Annotated in this window: 22 protein-coding genes and 1 pseudogene; 7 read left to right on the forward strand and 16 right to left on the reverse strand. The window is 38.7% G+C overall.

The genetic code is table 11. The annotated features are described in order from the left end of the window. The first annotated feature begins 157 nt into the window (after nucleotides 1-157). The gene (gene accD / locus FE813_RS07385) at nucleotides 158-1048 is read left to right on the forward strand and encodes an acetyl-CoA carboxylase, carboxyltransferase subunit beta (RefSeq protein WP_065265139.1); all 891 of its coding nucleotides are present in this window, start codon (nucleotides 158-160) and stop codon (nucleotides 1046-1048) included. Between the two features lies 1 nt (nucleotide 1049). After that, complete coding sequence (folC, locus tag FE813_RS07390; RefSeq protein ID WP_180978711.1) at nucleotides 1050-2354, forward strand: bifunctional tetrahydrofolate synthase/dihydrofolate synthase; 1305 nt, start codon at nucleotides 1050-1052, stop codon at nucleotides 2352-2354. A gap of 17 nt (nucleotides 2355-2371) precedes the next feature. Here folC and FE813_RS07395 read toward each other — a convergent pair whose 3' ends face one another. After that, complete coding sequence (locus FE813_RS07395; protein ID WP_139990063.1) at nucleotides 2372-3043, reverse strand: SanA/YdcF family protein; 672 nt, start codon at nucleotides 3041-3043, stop codon at nucleotides 2372-2374. A 157-nt stretch (nucleotides 3044-3200) separates the two neighbouring features. Here FE813_RS07395 and metX point away from each other — a divergent pair, with 157 nt between their 5' ends. Continuing rightward, a complete protein-coding gene (gene metX / locus FE813_RS07400) occupies nucleotides 3201-4277 on the forward strand; it encodes a homoserine O-acetyltransferase MetX (protein WP_139990064.1) in 1077 nt (358 codons plus the stop codon). Between the two features lie 54 nt (nucleotides 4278-4331). Here metX and gyrA read toward each other — a convergent pair whose 3' ends face one another. From gyrA to FE813_RS07415, 3 genes are all read right to left on the reverse strand, one after another. Continuing rightward, nucleotides 4332-6974, reverse strand: coding sequence for a DNA topoisomerase (ATP-hydrolyzing) subunit A (gene gyrA, locus FE813_RS07405; protein WP_139990065.1), 2643 nt, complete (start codon nucleotides 6972-6974; stop codon nucleotides 4332-4334). A 569-nt stretch (nucleotides 6975-7543) separates the two neighbouring features. Beyond that, the gene (gene ycaO, locus FE813_RS07410) at nucleotides 7544-9307 is read right to left on the reverse strand and encodes a 30S ribosomal protein S12 methylthiotransferase accessory factor YcaO (protein WP_139990066.1); all 1764 of its coding nucleotides are present in this window, start codon (nucleotides 9305-9307) and stop codon (nucleotides 7544-7546) included. Nucleotides 9308-9442: 135 nt separating this feature from the next. Then, entirely contained in the window at nucleotides 9443-9919 is a 477-nt protein-coding gene (locus FE813_RS07415) for a hypothetical protein (RefSeq protein ID WP_180978712.1), read from the reverse strand. 230 nt (nucleotides 9920-10149) lie between these two features. On the opposite strand from FE813_RS07415, the gene FE813_RS07420 reads away from it, so the two are divergent. Beyond that, nucleotides 10150-10956, forward strand: a complete 807-nt coding sequence (locus FE813_RS07420; RefSeq protein ID WP_139990067.1) for a methyltransferase domain-containing protein — start codon at nucleotides 10150-10152, stop codon at nucleotides 10954-10956. On the opposite strand, the gene FE813_RS07425 is transcribed toward FE813_RS07420, so the two are convergent. After that, nucleotides 10953-11651: a class I SAM-dependent methyltransferase gene (locus FE813_RS07425; protein ID WP_139990068.1), complete on the reverse strand. Its 699-nt coding sequence runs from the start codon at nucleotides 11649-11651 to the stop codon at nucleotides 10953-10955. The genes FE813_RS07420 and FE813_RS07425 overlap by 4 nt on opposite strands. Nucleotides 11652-11684: 33 nt before the next feature. Here FE813_RS07425 and gloB point away from each other — a divergent pair, with 33 nt between their 5' ends. Then, entirely contained in the window at nucleotides 11685-12401 is a 717-nt protein-coding gene (gene gloB / locus FE813_RS07430) for a hydroxyacylglutathione hydrolase (RefSeq protein WP_139990069.1), read from the forward strand. A gap of 186 nt (nucleotides 12402-12587) precedes the next feature. After that, entirely contained in the window at nucleotides 12588-13904 is a 1317-nt protein-coding gene (hemA, locus tag FE813_RS07435) for a glutamyl-tRNA reductase (protein ID WP_139990070.1), read from the forward strand. 107 nt (nucleotides 13905-14011) lie between these two features. On the opposite strand, the gene FE813_RS07440 is transcribed toward hemA, so the two are convergent. The 5 genes from FE813_RS07440 to hmrM form a co-directional block, all read right to left on the reverse strand. Further along, a complete protein-coding gene (locus FE813_RS07440; RefSeq protein WP_139990071.1) occupies nucleotides 14012-15466 on the reverse strand; it encodes a glycoside hydrolase family 32 protein in 1455 nt (484 codons plus the stop codon). Between the two features lie 78 nt (nucleotides 15467-15544). Then, entirely contained in the window at nucleotides 15545-16471 is a 927-nt protein-coding gene (gene cscK, locus FE813_RS07445; protein ID WP_139990072.1) for a fructokinase, read from the reverse strand. A gap of 69 nt (nucleotides 16472-16540) precedes the next feature. Next, on the reverse strand, nucleotides 16541-17728 hold the full coding sequence (gene tyrS, locus FE813_RS07450; RefSeq protein ID WP_139990073.1) for a tyrosine--tRNA ligase: 1188 nt from the start codon (nucleotides 17726-17728) through the stop codon (nucleotides 16541-16543). A gap of 224 nt (nucleotides 17729-17952) precedes the next feature. Then, a complete protein-coding gene (gene sfsA / locus FE813_RS07455; protein WP_139990074.1) occupies nucleotides 17953-18669 on the reverse strand; it encodes a DNA/RNA nuclease SfsA in 717 nt (238 codons plus the stop codon). A gap of 8 nt (nucleotides 18670-18677) precedes the next feature. After that, nucleotides 18678-20072 carry a sodium-coupled multidrug efflux MATE transporter HmrM gene (hmrM, locus tag FE813_RS07460; RefSeq protein WP_139990075.1) on the reverse strand — a complete coding sequence of 465 codons (1395 nt, stop codon included), beginning with the start codon at nucleotides 20070-20072 and terminating at the stop codon, nucleotides 18678-18680. Nucleotides 20073-20114: 42 nt separating this feature from the next. Between hmrM and ribE the strand changes: the two genes are divergently transcribed. Beyond that, on the forward strand, nucleotides 20115-20729 hold the full coding sequence (ribE, locus tag FE813_RS07465; RefSeq protein ID WP_139990076.1) for a riboflavin synthase: 615 nt from the start codon (nucleotides 20115-20117) through the stop codon (nucleotides 20727-20729). A 71-nt stretch (nucleotides 20730-20800) separates the two neighbouring features. Here ribE and FE813_RS07470 read toward each other — a convergent pair. The 6 genes and pseudogenes from FE813_RS07470 to FE813_RS07495 form a co-directional block, all read right to left on the reverse strand. Next, nucleotides 20801-20866, reverse strand: a pseudogene (locus tag FE813_RS07470) (IS3 family transposase); the annotation flags it as partial. A gap of 259 nt (nucleotides 20867-21125) precedes the next feature. Then, nucleotides 21126-22271 carry an Arm DNA-binding domain-containing protein gene (locus FE813_RS07475; RefSeq protein WP_139990077.1) on the reverse strand — a complete coding sequence of 382 codons (1146 nt, stop codon included), beginning with the start codon at nucleotides 22269-22271 and terminating at the stop codon, nucleotides 21126-21128. Further along, on the reverse strand, nucleotides 22238-22441 hold the full coding sequence (locus FE813_RS07480) for an excisionase (protein ID WP_235898320.1): 204 nt from the start codon (nucleotides 22439-22441) through the stop codon (nucleotides 22238-22240). Before FE813_RS07480 ends, FE813_RS07475 begins: the two co-directional genes overlap by 34 nt. A gap of 251 nt (nucleotides 22442-22692) precedes the next feature. Then, nucleotides 22693-23325: a BRO family protein gene (locus tag FE813_RS07485; protein WP_139990078.1), complete on the reverse strand. Its 633-nt coding sequence runs from the start codon at nucleotides 23323-23325 to the stop codon at nucleotides 22693-22695. Between the two features lie 259 nt (nucleotides 23326-23584). Further along, nucleotides 23585-23839 carry a hypothetical protein gene (locus FE813_RS07490; RefSeq protein WP_044332619.1) on the reverse strand — a complete coding sequence of 85 codons (255 nt, stop codon included), beginning with the start codon at nucleotides 23837-23839 and terminating at the stop codon, nucleotides 23585-23587. Between the two features lie 86 nt (nucleotides 23840-23925). Next, nucleotides 23926-24426, reverse strand: coding sequence for a hypothetical protein (locus tag FE813_RS07495; protein WP_139990079.1), 501 nt, complete (start codon nucleotides 24424-24426; stop codon nucleotides 23926-23928). Nucleotides 24427-24468 lie beyond the last annotated feature (42 nt).

Genomic DNA, 24468 nt, shown 5'->3' on the forward strand with positions numbered 1-24468 from the left:
AGAAATAAAAAAAATGTTCAATCATGGATTTATTTCTCATATTTATTGAAAGTTTCTAAAGGAAATCGGAGCAGTACAAAAACGCCTTACAAGTAGCAAATTCTGCAAATTTATGGTCTAATACGCAGAATTTTCTAGTCAATAAAAAGGTCAAAAAATGAGCTGGATTAACCGAATTTTTAGTAAAAGTCCGTCTTCTTCTACTCGAAAAGCAAATGTGCCAGAAGGCGTGTGGACAAAATGTACTGCTTGTGAACAAGTACTTTATAGTGAAGAACTCAAACGTAATCTTTATGTTTGCCCTAAATGCGGTCATCATATGCGTATTGATGCCCGTGAGCGTTTATTAAAATTATTGGACGAAGGTTCAAGCCAAGAAATTGCGGCAGATTTAGAACCAAAAGATATTTTAAAATTTAAAGATTTAAAGAAATATAAAGATCGTATCAGTGCAGCGCAAAAAGAAACGGGTGAAAAAGATGCGTTAATTACCATGACTGGTACGCTTTATAATATGCCAATTGTTGTGGCTGCATCAAACTTCGCTTTTATGGGCGGTTCAATGGGGTCTGTAGTTGGGGCAAAATTTGTTAAAGCGGCTGAAAAAGCAATGGAAATGAATTGTCCATTTGTGTGTTTCTCCGCGAGTGGTGGTGCACGTATGCAGGAAGCATTATTCTCTTTAATGCAAATGGCAAAAACCAGTGCAGTACTTGCCCAAATGCGTGAAAAAGGTGTGCCGTTTATTTCGGTATTAACGGATCCGACTTTAGGTGGCGTATCAGCAAGTTTTGCAATGTTAGGTGATTTAAATATTGCCGAGCCAAAAGCTTTAATTGGGTTTGCGGGGCCACGCGTAATTGAACAAACCGTACGTGAAAAACTCCCAGAAGGTTTCCAACGTAGTGAGTTTTTACTTGAGAAAGGGGCAATTGATATGATCGTGAAACGTTCAGAAATGCGTAAAACTTTGGCAAGTGTACTGAGTAAATTAACGAATCAACCTTCTCCTTTTGTAGAACCTGAACTCATTTCAGAAGATGAATAATATGCAACTTAAAGCCACTTCGTCACTCGCTGAGTGGCTTTCTTATTTAGAAAAAAGCCATTTTAAACCCATTGATCTCGGTTTAGATCGCATTAAATCCGTGGCAGAAAAATTGGATTTACTTCACCCTGCTCCTTATGTGATAACGGTGGGGGGGACGAATGGTAAAGGCACCACTTGCCGCTTATTAGAAACGATTTTGCTTAATCACGGATTACGTGTGGGTGTGTATTCTTCGCCTCATTTACTACGTTATAACGAGCGAGTACGCATTCAAAATCAATATTTACCCGATGAAGCACATACCGCCTCTTTTGCTTTTATTGATGAAAATAAAACAGAATCACTCACTTATTTTGAATTTAGCACCCTTTCTGCATTGCATTTATTTAAGCAAGCGAAATTAGATGTAGTGATTTTAGAAGTCGGTTTGGGCGGTCGTTTAGATGCGACCAATATTGTGGATAACCATCTCGCTGTGATTACTAGCATCGATATTGATCACACCGATTTTCTTGGGGATACCAGAGAGGCCATTGCTTTTGAAAAAGCAGGAATTTTCCGCAAAAATTGCCCTGTCGTGATTGGAGAACCTAATGTGCCACAAACAATGTTAGATCAGGCTGAAAAATTATATTGCCAAGTTTCTCGACGTGATGTGGATTGGTCATTTGAGCAAAATGCTGAAAATTGGCAATGGCAAAATAAAAAAGTTCGGTTAGAAAATTTGCCATTTTGTCAGATTCCATTGGCAAATGCTGCAACGGCTCTTGCTGCTGTTCAATACTTGCCTTTTGATATTTCAGAACAGACTTTGCGAAAATCTCTGCAAGAGGTTGAACTGGTTGGTCGTTTTCAAGCAATAAAAGCAGATAGACGTGAAAAATTAGCGGATTATCTTGGCGTACCAGTTGAAACCTTGCCAACAATCATCGTTGATGTGGGGCATAATCCTCATGCTGCTAAATATTTATCTGAAAAATTGACCGCACTTAAACGTAACATAGAGGGCAAAATGATTGCCGTATGTGGAATGCTAAAAGATAAAGATGCAAATGGGGTATTTGCGTATTTAACGCCTATAATTGACGAATGGTATTGTGTGACCTTAGGCGGTTATCGCGGGCAGTCAGGCGATGAATTAGCTGATAAACTGAAAAGTCATTTCCCACATGTTCAGGCTACATCAGATAATTCTGTTATGGATGGGGTACGTATAGCACTCAAAAGTGCGGTGAAAAATGATGTGGTTTTAGTCTTTGGATCTTTCCACACCGTTGCCGAATTTTGGTCGGTTGTAGAGTAAGTATCAATTTACCTTACTTACTGGGGAGGGAGAGGTTCTGGCTCTCCCAAAAAATAAGGCTCAACACCTAATATCAAATCCAAAACTGCTTTTATACGCGCAAAAACTTCTCTTATTCGAGTAGATAGATGTAATTCAGGTTGTTTTGCTACAAAACAAATCGCATCAATATCATGTGCTTTAGCAATTAAAAGTGCACGTTCGCAATGAAATTTTTGACTGACAATCGTAAATGCTTGTACTTGGAAAATTTTATCTGCGCGGATAACGGAATCTAGCGTACGGAAACCAGCAAAATCACGGAACATAGAGGTTTCAGATATGCCCATTTTTCGTAAATCACGAAACATTGCTCTTGGTTCGTTATATTGGACAGTGCGATTATCACCACTTAATAAAAGGTAATTGACTTTTTGATGATCGATTAGCTCTTTTGCGGCAGCTAAACGATACTCGTAATAAGCATTAGGTTTTCCACCAACAATATATTTCGATGTGCCCAGCACAAGAGCATATGCGCGAGAGGGGAGTTCATCAATATTCGTGAATATCTTATCACGCACGTAAAAACTTACGCCTTTATCGACAAGCAAGCAAAGCATAATCAGTGCAAAGATTGTATAGAGCGATATACGAAAAAGTGCGGTTAATTTTGATGGTAATTTTTTTATTATCATGTTTGTAAACATAATGAAAAATTCCCCGCACTTCAAGGAGAATTTGATGGATTTTATGAATTGCATTGATGTGTGATAATTTAGCCGTTTAGACGGCTAAAATTTCTTGACAACCTAATCGACTTACTGATAGTTTAAGTGCCATTCTCATTATTACAATAGGTTTTCAATGTCTGTGCAAAATGTAGTGCTTTTTGACACACAGCCTTTAACCATGACGCTTGGTGGCAAGCTTTCCCATATCAATGTCGCGTATCAAACTTACGGTACGCTCAATGCCGAAAAAAATAATGCGGTATTAATTTGCCACGCTTTGACTGGCGATGCTGAGCCTTATTTTGATGACGGTCGCGATGGCTGGTGGCAGAATTTTATGGGCGCAGGTTTAGCATTGGATACGGATCGTTATTTTTTTATTAGCTCGAATGTATTAGGTGGTTGCAAGGGAACAACTGGGCCTTCATCAATTAATCCGCAAACGGGTAAACCTTATGGTAGCCAATTCCCTAATATTGTCGTGCAAGATATTGTCAAAGTACAAAAAGCCTTGCTTGATCATCTTGGTATTAGCCATTTAAAAGCTATTATTGGCGGATCTTTTGGCGGCATGCAAGCGAATCAATGGGCGATTGATTATCCTGATTTTATGGATAATATCGTGAATCTTTGCTCATCTATTTATTTCAGTGCTGAAGCCATAGGCTTTAACCATGTTATGCGTCAAGCAGTCATTAATGACCCTAATTTTAACGGCGGCGATTATTATGATGGTACACCGCCGGATCAAGGGCTATCTATTGCGCGTATGCTAGGTATGTTGACTTACCGTACTGATTTACAGCTTGCAAAAGCTTTTGGACGAGCAACAAAATCAGATGGCAATTTTTGGGGCGATTACTTTCAAGTTGAATCCTACCTTTCTTATCAAGGGAAAAAATTTTTAGAACGTTTTGATGCCAATAGTTATTTACATTTGTTGCGTGCGTTGGATATGTATGATCCAAGCATAGGGTATGAAAATGTCAAAGAGGCATTATCACGTGTTAAAGCACGCTATACATTGGTTTCTGTGACAACGGATCAACTCTTTAAGCCAGTTGACCTTTATAAAAGTAAACAGCTTTTAGAACAAAGTGGAGTCGATCTACATTTTTACGAATTCCCATCAGATTACGGACATGATGCGTTTTTAGTTGATTATGATCAGTTTGAAAAACGAATTAGAGATGGTTTGGCGGGTAATTAATTAGTCATAAAAGAAGTGCGGTGAAATTTCACCGCACTTCTTTTTTATAATAGGCTATTCTTCAGAATCGCTTTCTTCCAAAGAATCCTCTTCATCTGCATCACAAACACGCTCTAAACTTACTACATGTTCATCATCTGCAGTACGAATTAAACGAACACCTTGCGTGTTACGACCTACGATGCTTACCTCGCTTACGCGTGTGCGAACAAGAGTTCCTGCATCAGTGATCAACATAATTTGGTCTGTTTCTTCTACTTGAGTTGCGGCAACGACTTTACCATTACGTTCACTCACTTTAATCGAAATCACACCTTTTGTATTACGTGATTTAGTTGGGTATTCACTTAACTGTGTGCGTTTTCCGTAGCCGTTTTGCGTTGCCGTTAAAATGGCACCTTCACCTTTTGGCACAACGAGAGAAACCACTTTATCGATATTTAAGTCTAATGATGCTTCAGCGTTGTCATCAGAAATATCTTCAATTTCTACCGCACTTTCATCATCAGAAATATCGTTTGTTAAAGCGAGTTTGATACCACGAACCCCTGTTGCTAAACGCCCCATTGCACGCACAGCATTTTCTGCAAAACGTACCACGCGACCTTGTGATGAGAACAACATAATTTCGTTGCTGCCATCAGTAATATCCACGCCGATTAATTCATCTTCGTCACGTAAATTCAATGCGATGATACCGTTTGAACGTGGACGGCTAAATTCGGTCAAGGCGATTTTCTTCACAATACCGCCAGCAGTTGCCATGACCACGAATTTATCTTCTTCGTAAGCAGAAACTGGCAAGATTGCAGTAATACGTTCGTTTTCTTGTAACGGAAGAATATTCACAATTGGACGACCGCGTGCGCCACGGCTTGCTTGCGGAAGTTGATATACTTTCAACCAATATAAACGGCCACGGCTAGAGAAACAGAGGATCGTATCGTGAGTATTTGCCACCAGTAATTTTTCGATGAAATCTTCTTCTTTCATCTTCGTTGCAGATTTGCCTTTACCGCCTCGACGTTGTGCTTCATAGTCAGTCAGTGGTTGGTACTTCACATAACCTTCATGAGAAAGTGTCACCACCACGTCTTCTTGTGCGATTAAATCTTCTAAATCAATATCACCAGAAGCTGCGGTAATTTCAGTTAAACGATCATCACCGAATTGTGCTTTCACTTCTTCCAATTCTTCACGAATCACTTCCATTAAGCGTTCTGCGCTACTTAAAATATGAAGAAGATCCGCAATTTTAACTAATAATTCTTCATATTCTTTTACAACTTCTTCAAAAGCAATGCCCGTTAAACGGTGTAAACGAAGTTCTAGAATCGCGTTTACTTGCGCTGGCGATAAGTAATACTGTTCGCCTTGAATGCCAAGATTTTCTTCTAAATCATCAGGACGAGCAGAAACATCAAGAAGATTAATAATATCGCTATGTAACGTCCAAGAACGTGAACTGATTGCTGTTGCGGCCTCTTCACGGTTTTTAGAGTTGCGAATGATCGCAATCATTTCATCGATATTAGAACGAGCAACCGCTAAACCTTCCAAAATGTGTGTACGTTCACGCGCTTTGCGAAGTTCAAAGATAGAACGACGAGTCACCACTTCACGACGGTGTAAAACAAAGGCTTCAATGATTTCTTTAAGATTAAATAAACGTGGCTGACCGTGATCCAATGCCACCATATTGATACCAAAGGTCACTTGCATTTGAGTGAGAGAGTAAAGATGGTTTAATACCACTTCCCCTACTGCATCACGTTTAATATCAATTTCAATACGGATCCCTTCTTTATTTGAAAGGTCAGTAATATTGCTGATGCCTTCGATTTTTTTCTCACGAATTAATTCGGCGATTTTCTCGACTAATTTTGCTTTATTTACTTGGTATGGCAATTCAGACACGATAATTTGCTCGCGTCCTTTTTCGTTGGTTTCTACTGTTGCACGAGCACGAACATACACTTTACCACGACCAGTGCGATAGGCCTCTTCAATCCCTTTACGACCATTAATTAATGCAGCGGTTGGGAAGTCTGGTCCTGGAATATGTTGCATTAATTCATCAATGGTAATTTCATTGTTGTCGATATATGCCAAGCAGCCATTTAATACTTCATTTAAGTTGTGTGGAGGAATGTTAGTTGCCATCCCCACCGCAATACCAGAAGAACCATTTGCTAAAAGTGCTGGAATACGAGTCGGCAATACATCTGGAATCATTAATTCGCCATCATAGTTTGGCGAGAAATTGACGGTTTCTTTATCTAAATCAGTGAGCAATGCTTGCGTGATTTTTTGCATACGTACTTCGGTATAACGCATTGCAGCTGGCGCATCACCATCAATTGAACCGAAGTTACCTTGCCCATCAACCAACATATAGCGAAGTGAGAATGGTTGTGCCATACGAACGATTGTATCGTATACAGCCAAGTCACCATGCGGGTGATATTTACCGATTACATCACCCACAACACGCGCTGATTTTACGTATTTTTTATTGGCGGTATTGCCTTCGCGATCCATTGAGAACAACACGCGGCGATGAACAGGTTTTAAACCATCTCGAACGTCAGGTAATGCACGCCCAACGATAACCGACATCGCATAGTCAAGGTAGGAAGATTTGAGTTCTTCTTCGATATTGACAGGGGTGATAGATGATTGGATTGAATCCGTCATTGGTATTCCTTTTTTGATCAAAAATTGTGGCGGATTATAGCATAAAGGTATGTTTTTTTACATTAGGATTTCGCCTAATGGCGACTTACTTTCTTTTGCTTGTACAAAAGAAAGTAAGCAAAGAAAAGTACTCCCAGTTAAATCGCTTATCTTTGCTTTGTTTCAATTTTCTTTACGGCAATTTTCTAAACTCGCAACTACGTTGCTCAAACAGACGAAAATTGCCTAAAAATTGAAAGTCGCAAAGGCGATTTATATGGGGCCCGAGTTTATCGGAGGATCATTTAAAAAGTGCGGTTGGTTTTAGGGCGATTTTTATAGGTCGTTTTATTTGTAGGTAGAATTAAATGGGTTCCCTTCTTTTCCGCCTTTGTTTCATAGAATTTGTAGGAAATTTTCGTCTGTTTGAGCCGTTTGCAGCGAGTTTAGAAAATTTCCGTTAAGCAAATTGTATGAAACAAAGGAAATAAGGAAAAGCAGGGGCACTTTTCTTTTGCCTACTTTTCTTTGGCGAAGCAAAGAAAAGTAGGTCGTACTTTCAAGAATTGAAAGTACGAAATAAGCCTCATTTATTTTTGATGTGATCGCTTTGCTTTCTGCAACTTCCCATAAGCCCCTAGCAACGCCTGATGTTCCTTAAAGTTTTCCAAATTTTCATCACTTGCAGGAAGATTATAGAACGGATTACCACCTTCAGAGACCGCGCCCCAAGCTTGTTTAACTGCATCTTTGCCATACATTTTCTCAAACACTGCACGATATTGCGCTGGGTCGCGATTTTCATCTAAATGTAATTCAATGATGGAAATTAATGCGCGGTAATAATTCACACGTTCTGTGGTGAATACGGAGCTGTTCATATTCAGCGTCCAGTTTGCCCAATCTAATGTCTGTTCTAATTCGCCTAATGCAAGGTGGAGCATTGATTTTAATTCACCAACGCGTAAGGTTGTCCAGCCGCTATTTTTAGGTGCAACGATACCGATAAATTCACGCACGCGAGTCGCATCGTCAATATCTTGTCCGTCTAATTCTTCTAATAACTCTTGATAGGTTTCCGCATCGTGATGCCAGTTTGGTAAATCCAGTAAAATTTCGCGCCAATCCATTCCCATATTGTTGTTGGCGTAAATTAAATCGTCTGCAGGATAAATATCAGACATGCCTGGCACAATAATACGGCACGCATAGATATCCAAATGGTTGTAATCCATCACGTAAACTTCTTTTTCATCCGCACGGAAAATTGCCATTAAATTATTGTATTCTTCTTGCGTTGTACCGCTGAAATCCCAATCAGCAAATTCATAATCAGGCGTTTGTTTAAATAAATCCCAAGAAATTAAACCGCTCGAATCAATAAAGTGGGTTTCTAAATTAGCGTGTTCTGCCACGCCATCGTTGTTGAAAGATGGTGGAGAGAAAACATCCAAATCTTTCAAGCTACGACCTTGTAAAAGTTCTGTCACCGTACGTTCTAATGCCACTTGGAAATTTGGATGTGCACCGAAAGAGGCAAAGCAAGTGCCGTTATTAGGATTGAGTAGCACCACGCAAATAACAGGGTATTTTCCGCCAAGTGAAGCATCAAACGCATAAATAGGGAAGCCTTCTTCCTCTAATTTTGCAATGGAAGCCTGAATAGATGGATAGCGATCCATTACAGATTTTGGAATTTCTGGCAAGCTGATCGCTTCAGCGATAATTTTGTTTTTCACATAACGCTCAAATACCTCTGACAAGCCTTGCACGCGTGCTTCAAATTTTGTATTGCCCGCAGACATCCCATTTGAGACATAAAGGTTGGCAATAATACTTTGTGGAATGTAAACGGTTTGTTCGTCCGATTGACGAACATAAGGCATCGCTACGATCCCACGATCATAATTGCCAGATTGTAAATCTACCAATAATTCAGGCGTAAGCTCGGCATTAGGATCAAAATAATCCAATAAATAATCATCTAAAATGCCATTAGGCAGTAAAGCATCATCTTCAATCGGGAACCATTTTTCATTGGAATAATGTACAAAATCGCCGTTTGCAATCTCTTGCCCTAAATAGAAATCAGCAAAAAAATAGTTGGTGGAAAGACGCTCAAAGTATTCGCCAAGGGCGGAGGCTAATGCCGCTTTTTTGCTTGCTCCTTTACCATTCGAAAAACACTGTGGGCAGTCTTTATCGCGAATATGCACAGACCACACATTTGGCACAGGATTCAACCAAGATGCCTCTTCAATATTAAAACCAAGTGCGGTCAATTTTTGCTGAAATTTTGCAATACTATCTTCCAATGCGGCATCTTTGCCTGGGATAAACGTTTGTTCTGTCATTTTTGTTCCTAAATAAGAAAAAAGTGCGGTGAATAATAGGGGAGTTTTAATAGCGGGGCAAGATTTTTTCAGCAAAAATAAACCCCGAAAACTTTGGGGTTTTCTACCGCACTTTTAACGTATATTTGATTGGCGTTAAAGTAACCTTGGATTGAACCGCACTTTCAACGCAATCGTAATGGTGGCAAAAATTTTCTCATCGTTGAGAGGAAAGTTTTCGCATAAAGTGCGGTGGGAATAGGTAATGTTTATTTGAGCTTGTGATAATTCATTTAATAAAATCGGGAGAGAAATATTGAGCTGCTCGGCGATTTGTTGAATAGAAAAATGCTCGAAAGTCATCATCAAGCGATCTAAATTGCAGTAAGAAGGCATACGATTATGCGTGATGAGATCGGCAAATTGAGTGTTGATTTTTACCCATTTCTTCTTACGGCTATAAAAATGCAGTAACAAACCAAATACGGAAAATCCAGCAAAGAAAAGATGAATCTCTAGGGCTTGAGCAAAAGGCAAGCCTAGCCACATTGAAATGCCACTTGCAACAACGAAAAGCAAACTTAAGGCTAGTCCCCACACTAAGAAAAATTTATAAATCACTTTAAATTTCATTGAATTATCCTTTTCTACAAAGTAACCATAGCAAAATATAGAACACCTAATATTATAGAATCCTTTTATCTCATTTTACTACGTTATATTTGAATTAATATATCGATGCTGTAGAATTCGTTGTAATGTCTGGTTTTTAAAAAGTTAAAATGAAAAAATGCTTACCATTTTAACCGCACTTCGCTCGAACTTTTACATCAACATTTGAATAACCACATTGAAAAATCACTATGACTATTTACGACATCAATTTTGCTGAACTGTATCAACAACACTTAATCGCTTGTAATCATTACAACTTGCCTCCGACAAAATGGGATAAAAAAGCCGTGAAAATGGCAGAGAATTTAGTTGGCAAGCCTTCAGCATATAATCAGCAATTATTGCAAGCTATGAATGTGCAAGCCGATGAAACTGTGTTGGATATTGGCTGTGGCCCCGGTACTTTTGCTGTGCCACTCGCACAACAAGGTTCAACGATATATGCCTTAGATTATAGCAATGGAATGTTAGATTGCTTGGCGCAGTTCAAACAGAAATTTGGTTTGCATCATCTGACTACATTTCATAAATCTTGGGCGGATAATTGGGATGATGTGCCACAAGCTGATGTGGTGTTGGCATCTCGTTCAACGTTGGTGGACAATTTGGACGATATGATCGAAAAACTCTGTGCCAAAGCGAAAAAACGTGTGTTTTTGACTTCTGTCACACAACGCCATTTTTTAGATGAGGGCGTATTTGAGGCGATTGGCCGTGAAGATATTGGTTTCCCCACTTATATTTATTTACTCAATCGGTTGTATCAAAAAGGCATTCAGGCAAATTTGAATTTTATTGAAACCGAATCGGGTTGTTTTCAAGGTGAAAGCTACGAGGATTTATTAGCCTCGGTGGAATTTTCTTTAGGCGAACTTTCCGAAAAAGAAAAACAAGGTTTGAAAGCCTTTTACGATCGTAAACAAGCTAATAACGAACCCATTTCTCACGGACAGAAAAAATGGGCGTTGATTTGGTGGAATGTAGAATGTGCCTAGCTTTTAAGCTTGAATGCATTTACCGGCTCTAAAAATACCGGTATTTTTGACCGCACTTTTTCTGGGTTGAGAGTCAGAGGATAGGTACGTTTTTGTGCAATGATTAACGTGAGCGGCGAACAGATTGTTGCGCGTTTATTTTTTGTTGCGATAGGGCAATTTTCAATCACTTCAAAATTGAGCAACGAAAGCCAATCAATCACACGCCAAGCAGGGTAGTGACGCAACGGATAATCCCCCATTTTTCTTTTGAAAATCAGTGGACTTAATGGATTAAATAAAGCAATAAAAATCCAGCCATCGTTAGCCAGTACACGATGAGATTCACGCAGAATTTGATGCGGATCTTGCGCAAAATTAAGCGTATTCATTAAAAACACGGCATGGATTTCTTTTTGAATGAACGGCAATTCGGTGAGGCTTGCTTGAACTAAGCTAACTTTAGTATTGTAAAGTGCAGTGAGATTTGGCGTGATTTTTTCACTCAGAATAATCTGGTGGTGCATAGGCAAATTCGTATTAACTTCACCACTTAACCCACCAATTTTCAAAACCTGATGGCCTAAAATTTTGGGTATCCAAGGCATTAACGTTTGGCGTAAGGCTTGGCAATAATCATCCCCCTTTGGCAAATTTTGCCAACTTTCAGGCTGAATGAAAGGCTTGGTCGCTTTGGCATTCCAGTTTACAATCATTTTATTCCTCCATCACAAATGAAAAGGACGATTATGTTATTTGCTTTGCCTGCGCTGAATGATAACTACATTTGGCTTTATCAACGAGAAAATCTGCCTCTTATTATTGTCGATTTGCCTGAAACGGACAAGCTGTTTACATGGCTAGATAAGCAAAACGCAACGATTGAAGCGGTATTGCTTACTCACGAACATGAGGATCATACACAAGGTGTGTCGGCATTTAAAAAACGTTATCCAACGGTGCCGATTTATGGGCCGCAAGAATGTGAGAAAAAAGGTGCAACTCAAATTGTGAATGAAGGGAAGATCCTTACCACACATTATCAAATTGATGTCATTCCGACGGGGGGACACACTAAACAGCACGTTAGTTTTTTAGTGGATAATCATTTATTTTGCGGTGATGCGTTATTTTCTGCTGGTTGTGGACGTGTTTTCACAGGTAATTATGCGCAGATGTTTGAAGGTTTACAGAGTTTGAATGCATTGCCTGATGACACGATTGTTTGCCCTGCTCATGAATATACCTTGGGGAATTTAGCATTTGCGGAAACTGTACTGGTGGAGAAAAGTACGGTAGAAAAAAGTGCGGTGGAAAAACAACGTATTTTTGTTGAAAAACAGCGAGCTGAAAATAAACCAAGTTTGCCGACAACATTAAAACTAGAGCGAGAAATTAATCCGTTTTTACAAGCAAGAACACTTGAAGAATTTACCGCACTTCGTAAAGCAAAAGATATTTTTTAATCATTTGGCACGATTCTAATAAATTTATGATGTGTGAATTTGCTCAATGCGTCACAATTCATTAGAATAATACACCGTATTTTTATCATTAATATGTAGGCAGGATGGAAATAAGGTGTGGTGCTTAAAGTATCATATCTATGTTTTTGAAATTTTGCTTTCTACAGATTATTTTTTAATTATTTTATGACACTTCTTGTTCTCGGCATTAATCACAAAACCGCATCTGTTTCAGTGCGTGAAAAAGTCGCGTTTTCAAATGAGAAACGCGAGCTTGCCTTGCAACAAATTTATCACCAAAACCTTGCTGAAGGTGCAGTGATTCTTTCTACGTGTAATCGCACGGAAGTGTATTTTCATCATCGACAAATCTCGCCACAAGAATGTGAAAAATGGTTGCATAATGCAGAGCAATGGTTTGCTGATATCCATCAACTTTCTTTATCAGAACTGAATCCGAGTATTTATACCTATCAAAATCAGCAAGCGGCAAATCACTTAATGCGTGTGGCTTGTGGATTAGATTCACTCATTTTAGGTGAGCCACAAATTTTAGGACAGGTAAAACAAGCATTTCAAATTACAGAAGATTATTATCAAGCTGCTAATTTACCTCTATCAACAGAGCTTTCTCGTTTATTTCAAAAAACATTTTCTACGGCAAAACGGGTCCGAACCGAAACCAATATTGGTGAAAGTGCGGTATCAGTGGCTTATGCTGCTTGTAGTCTTGCTCGTCAGATTTTTGAATCACTCCGAAACCTAAATATTTTACTGGTTGGTGCAGGGGAGACGATTGAACTCGTCAGCCGTCATTTATTGCGTCATGGTGTGAAAAAATTAATGATTGCAAATCGTACTCGAGAAAGAGCCGTGCAATTAGTTGAGAAATTAGCAACTGAGACGCAGATAGATGTATTTGGTTTAGATGAATTGCAATATGCATTGCATCAGGCTGATATTGTGATTAGCTCTACAGGTAGCCCAAATGTGTTGATCACTCAAGACATGGTGAAGCAATCTCAAAAAGTGCGTCATTATGCGCCAATGTTATTGGTAGATATTGCGGTTCCCCGAGATATTGATGAAACGGTGGCAGAACTTGATAGTGTATATCATTATACCGTAGATGATTTGCAAGATATCATTCAACGTAATTTGAATCAGAGAGAACTAGCTTCTGAACAAGCGCAAGAAATTATTTCTCAAGAATGTCATGATTTCTTTGAGTGGTTAAAGGTTCATCAATTCTCTAATTTAATTAAATATTATCGCCAAGATGCGGAGCAAATTCGCCAAGAGCTACTTGAAAAAGCACAATTAAGTTTACAAAATGGCGAGCTCGCTGAAGATATTTTGCAAGAGCTGAGTTATAAACTCATGAATAAATTGATTCATGTACCAACACAGACAATGCAAGCAATGATGAAAAGTAGTAATGCCGAAGGATTACATGCATTTTCTAACGCCTTACATTTGGATCATCCGTTGAATGAAAAATAAGGCAAATATTCAAAGAAGAAACCAATATCGCTCAGCGATAACTTACCTACGTTCTTTTTAATAATGTAAAAGAACGTAGATTTCCTCTAAGTAACACTTCATTTCAGCTACACATATTGAATATGTTTAGGAAAGCCAATCTCAATATTTAAAGATCGGTTTGTCACAATAACGTTTTCCCTATCTGCGATAAAAAATCTTGATGTCATGGTTTTTTCACCATTATTTAAGAAAATTTCTACAATAGAACGATCAAAGAAAATTTCGATAGTATGAAGTTCGTGTACTCTGCAGTAACGTTGCGATCCAAATTTTATCATTAACTCAGTTTGTGTGGATTGATAGCGATCTAAGCAAATTAGGTCATTTTCATAAGATAAGCTTAGCTTTTCCTTAGCTTTATTGGAAAAGAAATCTAATGTAAAGGGGCGATTTTGCGCATCAAATTTCAAATAAGCCCGATCTAAATGTTCAACTTCCATTTTTCCTTTTAAGGTGAGGAATGAAAGTGCGGTCATATTTTCATAGATTTTTTTAATCGGGCGCTGGAATAGCTGATTGTTTTTTAACTGAATTTCGCGTGGCATGGTAAGAGTTGAATGCCATTTGAATTGATTTGTTGGATAAGTTAAATCAGGCAAGCCTATCCAGCCTAGTAGAATAGTATTCTCTTTATTTTCTAAACCTGAAAAGGTTTGCGGTGCATAGAAATCAAAGCCTTGATCAAGTTCTGCAATATATTCTGCATCAAAAGTATACTGGTTTAATTGACCGATAGCATAAGTAGCATGATAGTTATTTTGGAACTGATGCGTTTCACGCGCTTTTCCTTGCGGTGACCAAATAAAAATATCTTTATTGCCTAATTTCATCAAATCAGGGCATTCCCACATAAAAACCTGATGGTTGTTAAATTTAGGGACGTCAAGTTCACCCAGTAAACGAGGCGTGTCGTCTAAATTATCCATTTCAAATAGGAGTGCAGTGCCTGTGAGATTTTGCCGTTGCGCGCCACAGATAAAACGAATTTTACCTTCAGAAGTCAAGTAAGGTTTAGGATCCCGTACATGTTCAGTATAACCATTAGGCGCTTTTGCAATTAGCGGACGTTTACTGATAAGCATGCCGTTACAATCAAAAATAGCAAGATTTTGGTAAGGGATTCGTTGATTATCAGTCAAACGGCGAGTATTCCCCGTATAGAACATTGCTAATTTATCATCAACTTTTAATGCCCCTCCAGAATAACAACCATGAGATTCAAATGGCTCACATGGAATTAAATCATCTGCATGTTGGAAGACTTGAAAGTCATTTGTAATAAAATGTTTCCAGTGCTTCATCCCATGTAATGCATCAAAGGGAAACCATTGATAAAAAAGATGATATTTTTCACCATCAAACACTAAACCATTCGGATCATTTAATAACCCTATTGGTGGGGCAAGGTGATAGGTCGGATAGAAATCTTTATCGCTTTTCACCGTTTGACGTATAGTGTTGAGCTCACCTGGTTCTGCTGCAAGAATACTTTTGTATTTACCGTTGTTAAAAATGATCATTATGGTGTTGTGTCTAAATTGAAATGTGCGAATTCAGTGAAAAAAAGTGTGTGAACCTTTTATTCATACATTCAGCAACTAATTTTCTAAAAATTCAGTTAATTGATTTTTATTTGGCAGGGCGGACATCGCGCCTTTGGCTGTGGTTGCCAGTGCGCCACAAGCATTTGCTTGACGAATAATACGAACTAGCACATCAATATCACGCCAATTTTCATGTTGAGAAAGTCCTGCTAATAAACCACCCACGAAAGCATCACCAGCACCGGTGGTATCAATTGGTCTCAATGCCTTACCTGCAACGACATCCTTTTTCCCTGCAAGGTGATACAATGCCCCGTCTTTACCTAAGGTGACAATAATCAATTTCTCAGGATAAAGTGCGGTGATTTTTTCAAATGCTTTTTCAAGGCTGTCAGTATTGGTTAAAAGTATTAATTCTTCTTCGGAGAATTTCAATACATCAGCGAGGGCTACCGCATCCATCACAACGCTTTTCATTTCATCTAAGCTTGCCCATAGTGATTCGCGTAAATTGGGATCAAAGGAAAAAAATCCTCCTGCAATTTTAATACGGCGAATTGCTTCAAAAGTTGCCTCACGTGATGGGTTATTAATGAGAGCAATAGAACAACAGTGTAACCATTCACCAGATTTAAAATGAGGGAGATCATTGGTTTGTAAAAACTGATCCGCACTTGGATTAACCATAAAAGTGAAGCTACGTTCACCATTATCTAATCCCACTACTACCGTTGATGTACGATGTTGAGGATCGAGAATCATATGGGTTGTATCTACGTTTTCCGAATTAAGCGTTTCTTGCATAAATTGACCGAGAGGATCATTCCCCACTCTTCCGATAAATGCACTTTGTCCACCTAAACGCGCAACCCCTACCGCCACATTTGCAGGTGCGCCACCCGCACAACGTAAATAGTGATTTTCACCGTCTGAGATTAAATCGACTACAGCATCACCAGTTACCCAAATTTTTTGATTCATTTTACGTTCCTTTATACGACAAAATTGATTAAAAATAACCGCACTTTAAAGCGCGGTTATGTTATGTTCTTATTCTACCGTTATACGAGCAAATTTTCGTTTACCCACTTGGTAAACATTTGTACCTTTTGGTGCATTGTCTTTTACGTTATCGACTTTTTCACCATTGATTTTTACACCGCCTTGTTGAGCAGCGCGAATTGCTTCTGAAGTGGAAGGCACAAGCCCGGCTTCTTTTAATAAGGTAGCTAAACCCATTTCGCCAGAGAACGTAAATTCAGGCATTTCATCAGGCATTGCGCCTTTTTGGAAACGATTAATGAATTCTTGTTCTGCAGCGTTTGCTGCCTCTTCATTGTGGAAACGGGCAATTAATTCTTTTGCTAGTAAGATTTTTACATCACGAGGATTTTTGCCGTTTTCTACTTCCGATTTTAATTGTGCAATTTCACTTAATGGACGGAATGAAAGAAGGTTATACCAATCCCACATGAGTTCATCTGAAATAGACATCACTTTACCGAACATATCGTTTGGTGCTTCTGTTACACCGATATAGTTGCCAAGTGATTTAGACATTTTTTTCTCGCCATCTAAACCAACGAGTAATGGAAGTGTAATCGCAACCTGTGGTTTTTTGCCTGCTGATTTTTGTAATTCACGACCAACAAGTAAGTTGAATTTTTGGTCTGTACCGCCTAGTTCTACATCTGCATCTAATGCAACAGAATCATAGCCTTGTAGCAATGGATAAATAAATTCATGGATGGCAATAGGTTGATTGTTGCCAAAGCGTTTTTTGAAGTCGTCACGTTCAAGCATACGCGCAACAGTGTAATTACTTGCAAGACGAATCATACCTTCTGTACCAAGTTTGCTTAACCATTCAGAGTTGAAGACGATTTTGGTTTTTTGTGGATCGAGAATTTTATAAATTTGCTCTTTGTAGGTTTCCGCATTGCGCAATACATCTTCACGGCTGAGTGGAGGACGCGTTGCATTTTTACCTGATGGATCGCCTACCATTCCAGTGAAATCACCAATTAAGAAATAGACTTCATGACCGAGTTGTTGAAATTGACGTAGTTTGTTTAATACAACGGTATGCCCTAAATGAATATCTGGTGCGGTTGGATCGGCGCCTAATTTTACTTTTAATGGGCGATTTTCTTTCAGTTTTTCGATTAAATCCGCTTCTGAAAGGATTTCATCAGTACCGCGCTTTAGTTCCGCGAGAACGGTATTAATGTCAGTCATTATTATTTCCTAATTATGTTTTTTGAAAGGTTTTATTATAGGGATTCTTGGCGATTTGTGAATAAAAAAAACGCCTATTTGTGGGGAAATAGGCGGGAATGTTGGAGTGATTATCTGTTGAACGCTTCAAATTAAGAAAACGCTCTGTTATTGTTGGAATGACTAGATGATAATTGTTATCAATAATCTTGTCAATAGGAAAATGAAAATAATTCTCAAAAATATTATTTTATATAAGGCACCGATTCTGTTAAGGAAAGTGCGGTAGGAATTCCATTAGAAATTTCAAATTTACCCGCATAAGCATAGGCTTCAACGCCTTGTTCTATTGCTTCTTTTAATAAGCGATCATATTCGGGATCGATATATTCTGCGATTTTGAAACGATCAAAACCATTATGTAGCCCAGCAAATAGTACGACTGCACGATGACCTTGTTTTTTCATTGCGAGTAATTCACGGACATGTTTTTGTCCACGCGTAGTAACCGCATCAGGAAACATACCTAAATTTCCTTTGACTAAGGTGATGGATTTCACTTCCACATAACAATCAGGTAAGCCTTCAGATTTCAGTAGGAAGTCAATTCGGCTGTTTTCTTCGCCGTATTTCACTTCAGGATAAATTTCGTCGTACATTGACAATTCTTTGATTTGCTTATTTTGTAGTGCTTCAAAGACAAGCTGATTAGAACGATGCGTATTGATACAGCAAAGTTGCCCGTTTTCAAGTTGAGTGAGTTCCCAAGAATGAGGATATTTACGGGTTTGGCTATCGGAATGTGAATACCAAATTGTGTCGCCTTTTTCACCGCAGCCAGTCATCGCGCCTGTATTAGCGCAATGAATTGTCATAATATCACCCGTAGGCAGTTCAATATCCGCAAGAAAGCGTTTGTAACGACTAATTAACTTTGCCGATTGTAAAGCTGGAAGTTGCATAAAGTTCCTTATTTGAGTTTTTCTAAACGTTGTAAAATGGCGTTATCGCTCATGGCTTGCATTTTTTTCATTCTCAAAGAAAGTAAGAATGCCGCAAAAGTGAGTGAGACCACAAAGGCAATCCAGAAACCTTTCGCATCAATGTGAGGCACAAGCCAATCTGTACGACCGAGTATGTAGCCAAGTGGCACACCAATTACCCAATAAGAGAAAAGGGTGATGTATAAGATGACTTTGGTATCTTTATAGCCTCGTAAAATGCCGCCAACCACCATTTGGATGGTATCTGAAAATTGATAAAGTGCGGCAAATAATAATAAATTTGCCGCCATGGCGATGACAATTTCGTCTGTTACGAAAATAGAGGCAATTTCATAACGGAAGAAAATCGTAATTAATGCAGTAATGATTGTCACCGTTAGCCCTAATAATAAGGCGGCATAGCTTATTTTTTTCGCATTTTGTGGAGAGCCAGAGCCCAATGCTTGTCCGACTAAAATCGTTGTTGCCATACCAATTGACAGAGGGAACATAAAAATGAAAGAGCTGGTATTCAATGTAATTTGATGGCTCGCCACAACGGTTGAGCCTAGCGGAGAAAGCATTAACGAAGTGAGGGCAAATAACGCCACTTCACAACAAAGTGCAATAGCAATGGGCAAGCCTAAACGCAGTAGTTTTTTAAGCGTTTTGGGATTCGGCATTTCAATTAATTGGCTAAATACTTTTAGCGAACGTTCTTGAGCATTCGTGTAGGAATAGAACATCATCATTAAGCACATTGCCCAGTTCACAATCGCTGTCGCAATACCACAGCCCACTGCACCAAAAGCAGGCATACCAAATTTTCCATAAATAAAAATGTAATTAAGCGGAATATTGAGCAGTAAACCTAAAAAGGTAATGATCATCGCAGGCTTGGTTTTGGCAATCCCATCATTTAAACAACGAAAATTAATTAGCATCAAATAAGCAGGCAATCCCCACAACATCGCATGTAAATAATCACGTGCTAAATCTGACATTTTGCTTTCCATTTGCATATATTGCAGCGGAATTTCACAGAAATAAATCAGCAAGCCTAAAGGAAGACTCACGCCTAACACAAGCCAAATGCCTTGGCGAACTTGATGGGCAATGCGATGGCGTTGACCAGAACCGTTTAAATAAGAAATAGTCGGAGGCAGCGCCAATAATAAGCCTTGACCGAAAAGTACTAATGGCATCCAAATCGATGCGCCAACAGAAATGGCAGCCATATCAGTAGAACTCACTCGACCAGCCATAATGGTATCCGCTAATCCCATTGAGTTTTGTGCGATTTGCGCCAACAAAATGGGTAAAGAGATTTTAATTAATTTTTTAATATCAGCGTGATATTGGGATAAAAGACGAAAATTCATAAATTTGATATACTAAGAAAAATTTTTAGAAAAGGAGAAAATATGTTTACCGGAATTGTACAAGGCACTGCGCCTATTTATTCAATTACAGAAAAGGCTAATTTTAGAACACAAGTGGTAAAATTACTACCTGAAATGCGTAAAGACCTAGAAATTGGCGCATCGGTGGCAAATAATGGTGTATGTTTAACCGTGACTGAAGTCAATGGCGATCTCGTTAGCTTTGATCTTATGCAAGAAACCTTAAGAATTACGAATCTAGGCTTGTTGAAAGTAGGCGATAATGTGAATATCGAACGAGCCATGCAAATGGGAACCGAAATCGGTGGGCATTTGTTATCTGGTCATGTGTATTGCACCGCAAGCATTTCAAATATTATCGCCAGTGAAAATAATCGACAAATTTGGTTTGAGCTGCCAAGCGCAGATGTAATGAAATATATTTTAACGAAAGGATTTGTTGCCGTAGATGGCATCAGTCTGACTATTGGCGAAGTAAAAGGCACGCAATTTTGTGTGAATTTAATCCCTGAAACTTTACAACGAACCTTAATGGGGCAACGTAAAGTGGGCGATATTGTGAATATTGAAATCGATCCTCAAACTCAAGCCATTGTGGATACCGTGGAAAATTATCTGAAAGCGAGAAATTTATAGTCCATTGAAATAAAAAGAGCGGTTAAAAAACACAGAATTTTTAGCCAACTCTAAAGAGTTGGACTGTTAAATCAGGGCTGGGTCCTATAATTCACAGGACTTAGCCCCTTTAGTTTACATTGAATACGCTTATTATTTTAATAATGAATGCTATTCTATTAGCTTGTAGGATCTTTCTCTATTCGAGTGTTTTATAGTGACATATGGGGAATAAAAAAAGCCCTTGAAGTCAATATTTTCAAGGGTTTTTAGGATTTGATAAGTTTGCTTGGGATTGTTATTTGGTGGAGCTGGGGGGAGTTGAACCCCCATCTCGGTAATATATAACTTCATGATTTTATTATATAAAGTTTGTTTACTATTGAATCGCGGATCAAATGCGTATCTTTTGGGGAATTACTTCCTTGTATTCCCTTCGTATTCTTTTAGGTATCGACCATAGTGACGGAACAGCATTTCCGGTCCTTTATGCCCCATTTGATTGGCGAGCCAAAATAGGTTTTTACCTTGAGAGATATGCATTGTGGCAAAGGTGTAGCGAGTTTGATAGGGGTTTCTATAACGAATTCCAGCTTGAGTAATTGTTGGAATCCATGCTTTCTTCCGAATTGCATCAGCAGAAGCCCATGGTTTTTTTGTTTTCGGATCGCTAAACACAAAATCACTTTTTCGAGTGAAATTAAGTTGATCTTGTAGCGCATCTATTGCTACATCATCAAGCTCAATCAAACGAGTTCCAGATTTTGTCTTAGTGCCTTTGATTACACCTACAACTTTAGCTTTTTGTACGTGCGCCGTTTTCTCCTTAAAATCAATATCGATCCAGCGTAAAGCGCATAGTTCCGAGCTGCGCAAGCCTGTCCGTAAAGCAAACTTGAAAAGGTTTCGCCATTGCTCAAAACGGCAATTATCAAGAATCAATTCAATCTCTTGTGGCGTAAATGGATCGACTTCATATTCATCATCTTGCGATGCTGTTTTGTTAGTTGATTTATAGCGATCTACTGAGATCTGCGATACGGGATTAATTTGTAAAATGCCGTCTGTTACGGCTTCATCTATCGCGCTACGTAAAACGGACAGCTTGTTACGTATTGTTTTGGTTTTTGTGCGTTGCTGCTTAATCCAGTTTTTAATCATTGCTGGCGTAAGACTATTTACCGCTACTTTATGAAAATCAGATAGCTCATTAATCACCTTTTGATACCCCGCAATAGTAGATGGCGATAACCGGCGAACTTTAGCTGTTTCAATGTATTCATCAAGATAATGCTTAATGGTTACGCCTTCCACAAGTTTCCCGAAGATCCTTAATCTAGATGACGTTGGAAAGTAGTCGGCATAATTAAAAGTATTACGCTCTATTTTGTTTTGAATTTCGCCAAGCAAGCGGCCAGCATAATTAATATTTGATTGAGTTACAGGTAAAGAGAGTGGCTCGCGACAGCGCACTCCCTTAAATGTAAATGTGATATTAATTGTTTCACTTGCTTTATGTTTACGAATCGTTACGCCACGTGGATTTTGTTTTTTCGCGCCCATTTATCAACCTCTTCCAAATCTATGAAACGCTCCTTGCTACCATCTACCGATAAAACATGAACTCCTTTCTGCCATATACCACGATTTAATCGCATATTGATTTGCTCTGCTGTCAAACCAAATACTTTACAATAAGTCACAATAGGCATTGTTTTGGCTGGAATAATCATAATATTTTCCATATTTCCTCCAATAAAAAACCGCCCATAAGAGCGGTGGTTTGTTAATATTGTTGTATCTGTTCGGTGTGACAGATTTTGCCGTCACAGTCTTGATTAAGGTTTAGGGCGTGCGCTATATACACCACAAATGCACACACGAGCGTCATGATTAATTTGTTCATTTTCTGTTCCTTTTGTCGGATTTTAGGTGTGAGAATCCGCCACAGGCTTAAAAAAGTGCGGTCGGATTTTGTGGTGTTTTATTGGTCGATAAGGTTTTTCGCTCTTTCCCAGTTCATTCGATTAGATGCTTTAAATGGCGCAATCAATTTCTGAATAGTTGGGAGCGTGTTTTTGTATTGGCGTTGATATTCTTGGTGATGGCTGATCACCATACCAGTGAAATAAGAGCCGATAGTTTCTAACGGCTTAATCATATCGCCAAGTAGGGTATTCATCTGCTTGTGTCCACACCAAAGCCAGACAAGTTGTTCGAGTTCGTACTCGGTAAATTCAAAGGTGAATTTCTTTTCAGGCTCTGGCAAGGATAATTGTTGTGGTTGAAGTTGATATTTTCCTGTCTTTCTGATTGCCGGTAAAACTTCTGAAGTTATCCAACGTTTTACTTTTTTAGCTTGCTCTAATTTTGAACTCAAGACTAATGAATACATTCCGCTTTCATTCACGAAGAGAACTTGAGCACGTTTATTGATAGTATTCACGATCTCGCGTTTTGCTAGGTCGTCAGAATCAACGTGTTTTCTTAATGCGTCATGTGGATTTTTATATTGCAACAATTCTGCAAGCTGAGTTGCTCTAAAAAAGATTTCATTGTTTTCTACAATGGTTTGAACAGGAGTGTTTTCAAAATTGAAAATTGTAAGAGCTGACATTTTGTAATCCTTTTTGCTATTTGTTTGTTTAAACAAGCCACTTTCGACAGTGGCGTCGGGAGGTTCGAAAACCCTGCAAAAAGGAAAGGGCTGGACGTATTTCCAGAAGGTATTGTATTAGTCGCCCTCCCGACATAGTCAGGATTACGGATATAAAAAAATCGCCATATGGCGATCAGTTGAACTATCCGCCTTTTTGCATTAGGTTTCGACACCTGTGATGGATAGTAATATAAGAATTTTGGGTTGTAAAGCGAAATTATTTTTTTATTGCTTCTGACAAAACGTGAAATAACGTCGGATAAAACTGCTCAACACGCTGACGAATTTCACGCATTTGTTCGAGGTTTAAGTGCGGTAATCTTTCGATAATTTGCTGTTGTAAATTCACTCGTTCAGTTTCTTGCGTTTCACGTATATCACCAATCAATTTATTCAACGCGGCTTCTTCGGTAAGGTTATGGCTTTTGGCGTATTGTTTAATCCATTCTTGATGTTCTTTACTGACTTTCATTTTCTGCTCCTTTAGGTATAAAAAAAGCTGTCAAATGACAGCTTGAAAGTGAGAATATCCTAAATGATTGGGCGGTGGGTGTCAAATTAAATTGTAAAAGTTTTCATTACAAGCTGTTTATAGGCTTCAACAACTTGAGTAAATTTACTTTGCTCATCGTCATCAATACGAACCCCGAAAGAGGGCGTGCCGTCAATATTAGGAAAGACGAATCTTACGGAATTTTCTGAAAGATAATAAGCTGTGATAACAAGTCGAACCGGTTTTTTGGGGTAGATTGTTGGACCTTCTTCCAGTGTTAACGTTAATCCAAATGTGATATCCGGATTGTGTAAACAGTCATATTCGGCTTTAAGTTGGTGCGCGTCACTTGGCGCGCCATTGCAGTCAGTTATTTTCACATAAAGTTCTGTCGGGGCGGGGTCATTAAGTTGTTTTTTGTAGGTTCTCTCGAGTAGTCCCAAATCCATTGCCAGCGCTACTCTAAGCTGTCTGATTTGCTCTCTTAATGTTGCTCTGCGTTCAATTAGAACGTTGTTGTATTGTTGCTGTTGTTTACATAAGTCTTGGTATGTGAGTGATGCCATTTTGTTCTCCTGTGAATTTTGGGCACAAAAAAAGCCGTTGGA

Source organism: Haemophilus seminalis, assembly GCF_006384255.1.
GTDB lineage: Bacteria > Pseudomonadota > Gammaproteobacteria > Enterobacterales > Pasteurellaceae > Haemophilus > Haemophilus seminalis.

Coding starts and splice junctions, on each gene's coding strand:
- accD (WP_065265139.1), top strand. CDS start 158: ATGAGCTGGATTAACCGAATTTTTAGTAAAAGTCCGTCTTCTTCTACT.
- folC (WP_180978711.1), top strand. CDS start 1,050: ATGCAACTTAAAGCCACTTCGTCACTCGCTGAGTGGCTTTCTTATTTA.
- FE813_RS07395 (WP_139990063.1), bottom strand. CDS start 3,043: ATGTTTACAAACATGATAATAAAAAAATTACCATCAAAATTAACCGCA.
- metX (WP_139990064.1), top strand. CDS start 3,201: ATGTCTGTGCAAAATGTAGTGCTTTTTGACACACAGCCTTTAACCATG.
- gyrA (WP_139990065.1), bottom strand. CDS start 6,974: ATGACGGATTCAATCCAATCATCTATCACCCCTGTCAATATCGAAGAA.
- ycaO (WP_139990066.1), bottom strand. CDS start 9,307: ATGACAGAACAAACGTTTATCCCAGGCAAAGATGCCGCATTGGAAGAT.
- FE813_RS07415 (WP_180978712.1), bottom strand. CDS start 9,919: ATGAAATTTAAAGTGATTTATAAATTTTTCTTAGTGTGGGGACTAGCC.
- FE813_RS07420 (WP_139990067.1), top strand. CDS start 10,150: ATGACTATTTACGACATCAATTTTGCTGAACTGTATCAACAACACTTA.
- FE813_RS07425 (WP_139990068.1), bottom strand. CDS start 11,651: ATGATTGTAAACTGGAATGCCAAAGCGACCAAGCCTTTCATTCAGCCT.
- gloB (WP_139990069.1), top strand. CDS start 11,685: ATGTTATTTGCTTTGCCTGCGCTGAATGATAACTACATTTGGCTTTAT.
- hemA (WP_139990070.1), top strand. CDS start 12,588: ATGACACTTCTTGTTCTCGGCATTAATCACAAAACCGCATCTGTTTCA.
- FE813_RS07440 (WP_139990071.1), bottom strand. CDS start 15,466: ATGATCATTTTTAACAACGGTAAATACAAAAGTATTCTTGCAGCAGAA.
- cscK (WP_139990072.1), bottom strand. CDS start 16,471: ATGAATCAAAAAATTTGGGTAACTGGTGATGCTGTAGTCGATTTAATC.
- tyrS (WP_139990073.1), bottom strand. CDS start 17,728: ATGACTGACATTAATACCGTTCTCGCGGAACTAAAGCGCGGTACTGAT.
- sfsA (WP_139990074.1), bottom strand. CDS start 18,669: ATGCAACTTCCAGCTTTACAATCGGCAAAGTTAATTAGTCGTTACAAA.
- hmrM (WP_139990075.1), bottom strand. CDS start 20,072: ATGAATTTTCGTCTTTTATCCCAATATCACGCTGATATTAAAAAATTA.
- ribE (WP_139990076.1), top strand. CDS start 20,115: ATGTTTACCGGAATTGTACAAGGCACTGCGCCTATTTATTCAATTACA.
- FE813_RS07475 (WP_139990077.1), bottom strand. CDS start 22,271: ATGGGCGCGAAAAAACAAAATCCACGTGGCGTAACGATTCGTAAACAT.
- FE813_RS07480 (WP_235898320.1), bottom strand. CDS start 22,441: ATGATTATTCCAGCCAAAACAATGCCTATTGTGACTTATTGTAAAGTA.
- FE813_RS07485 (WP_139990078.1), bottom strand. CDS start 23,325: ATGTCAGCTCTTACAATTTTCAATTTTGAAAACACTCCTGTTCAAACC.
- FE813_RS07490 (WP_044332619.1), bottom strand. CDS start 23,839: ATGAAAGTCAGTAAAGAACATCAAGAATGGATTAAACAATACGCCAAA.
- FE813_RS07495 (WP_139990079.1), bottom strand. CDS start 24,426: ATGGCATCACTCACATACCAAGACTTATGTAAACAACAGCAACAATAC.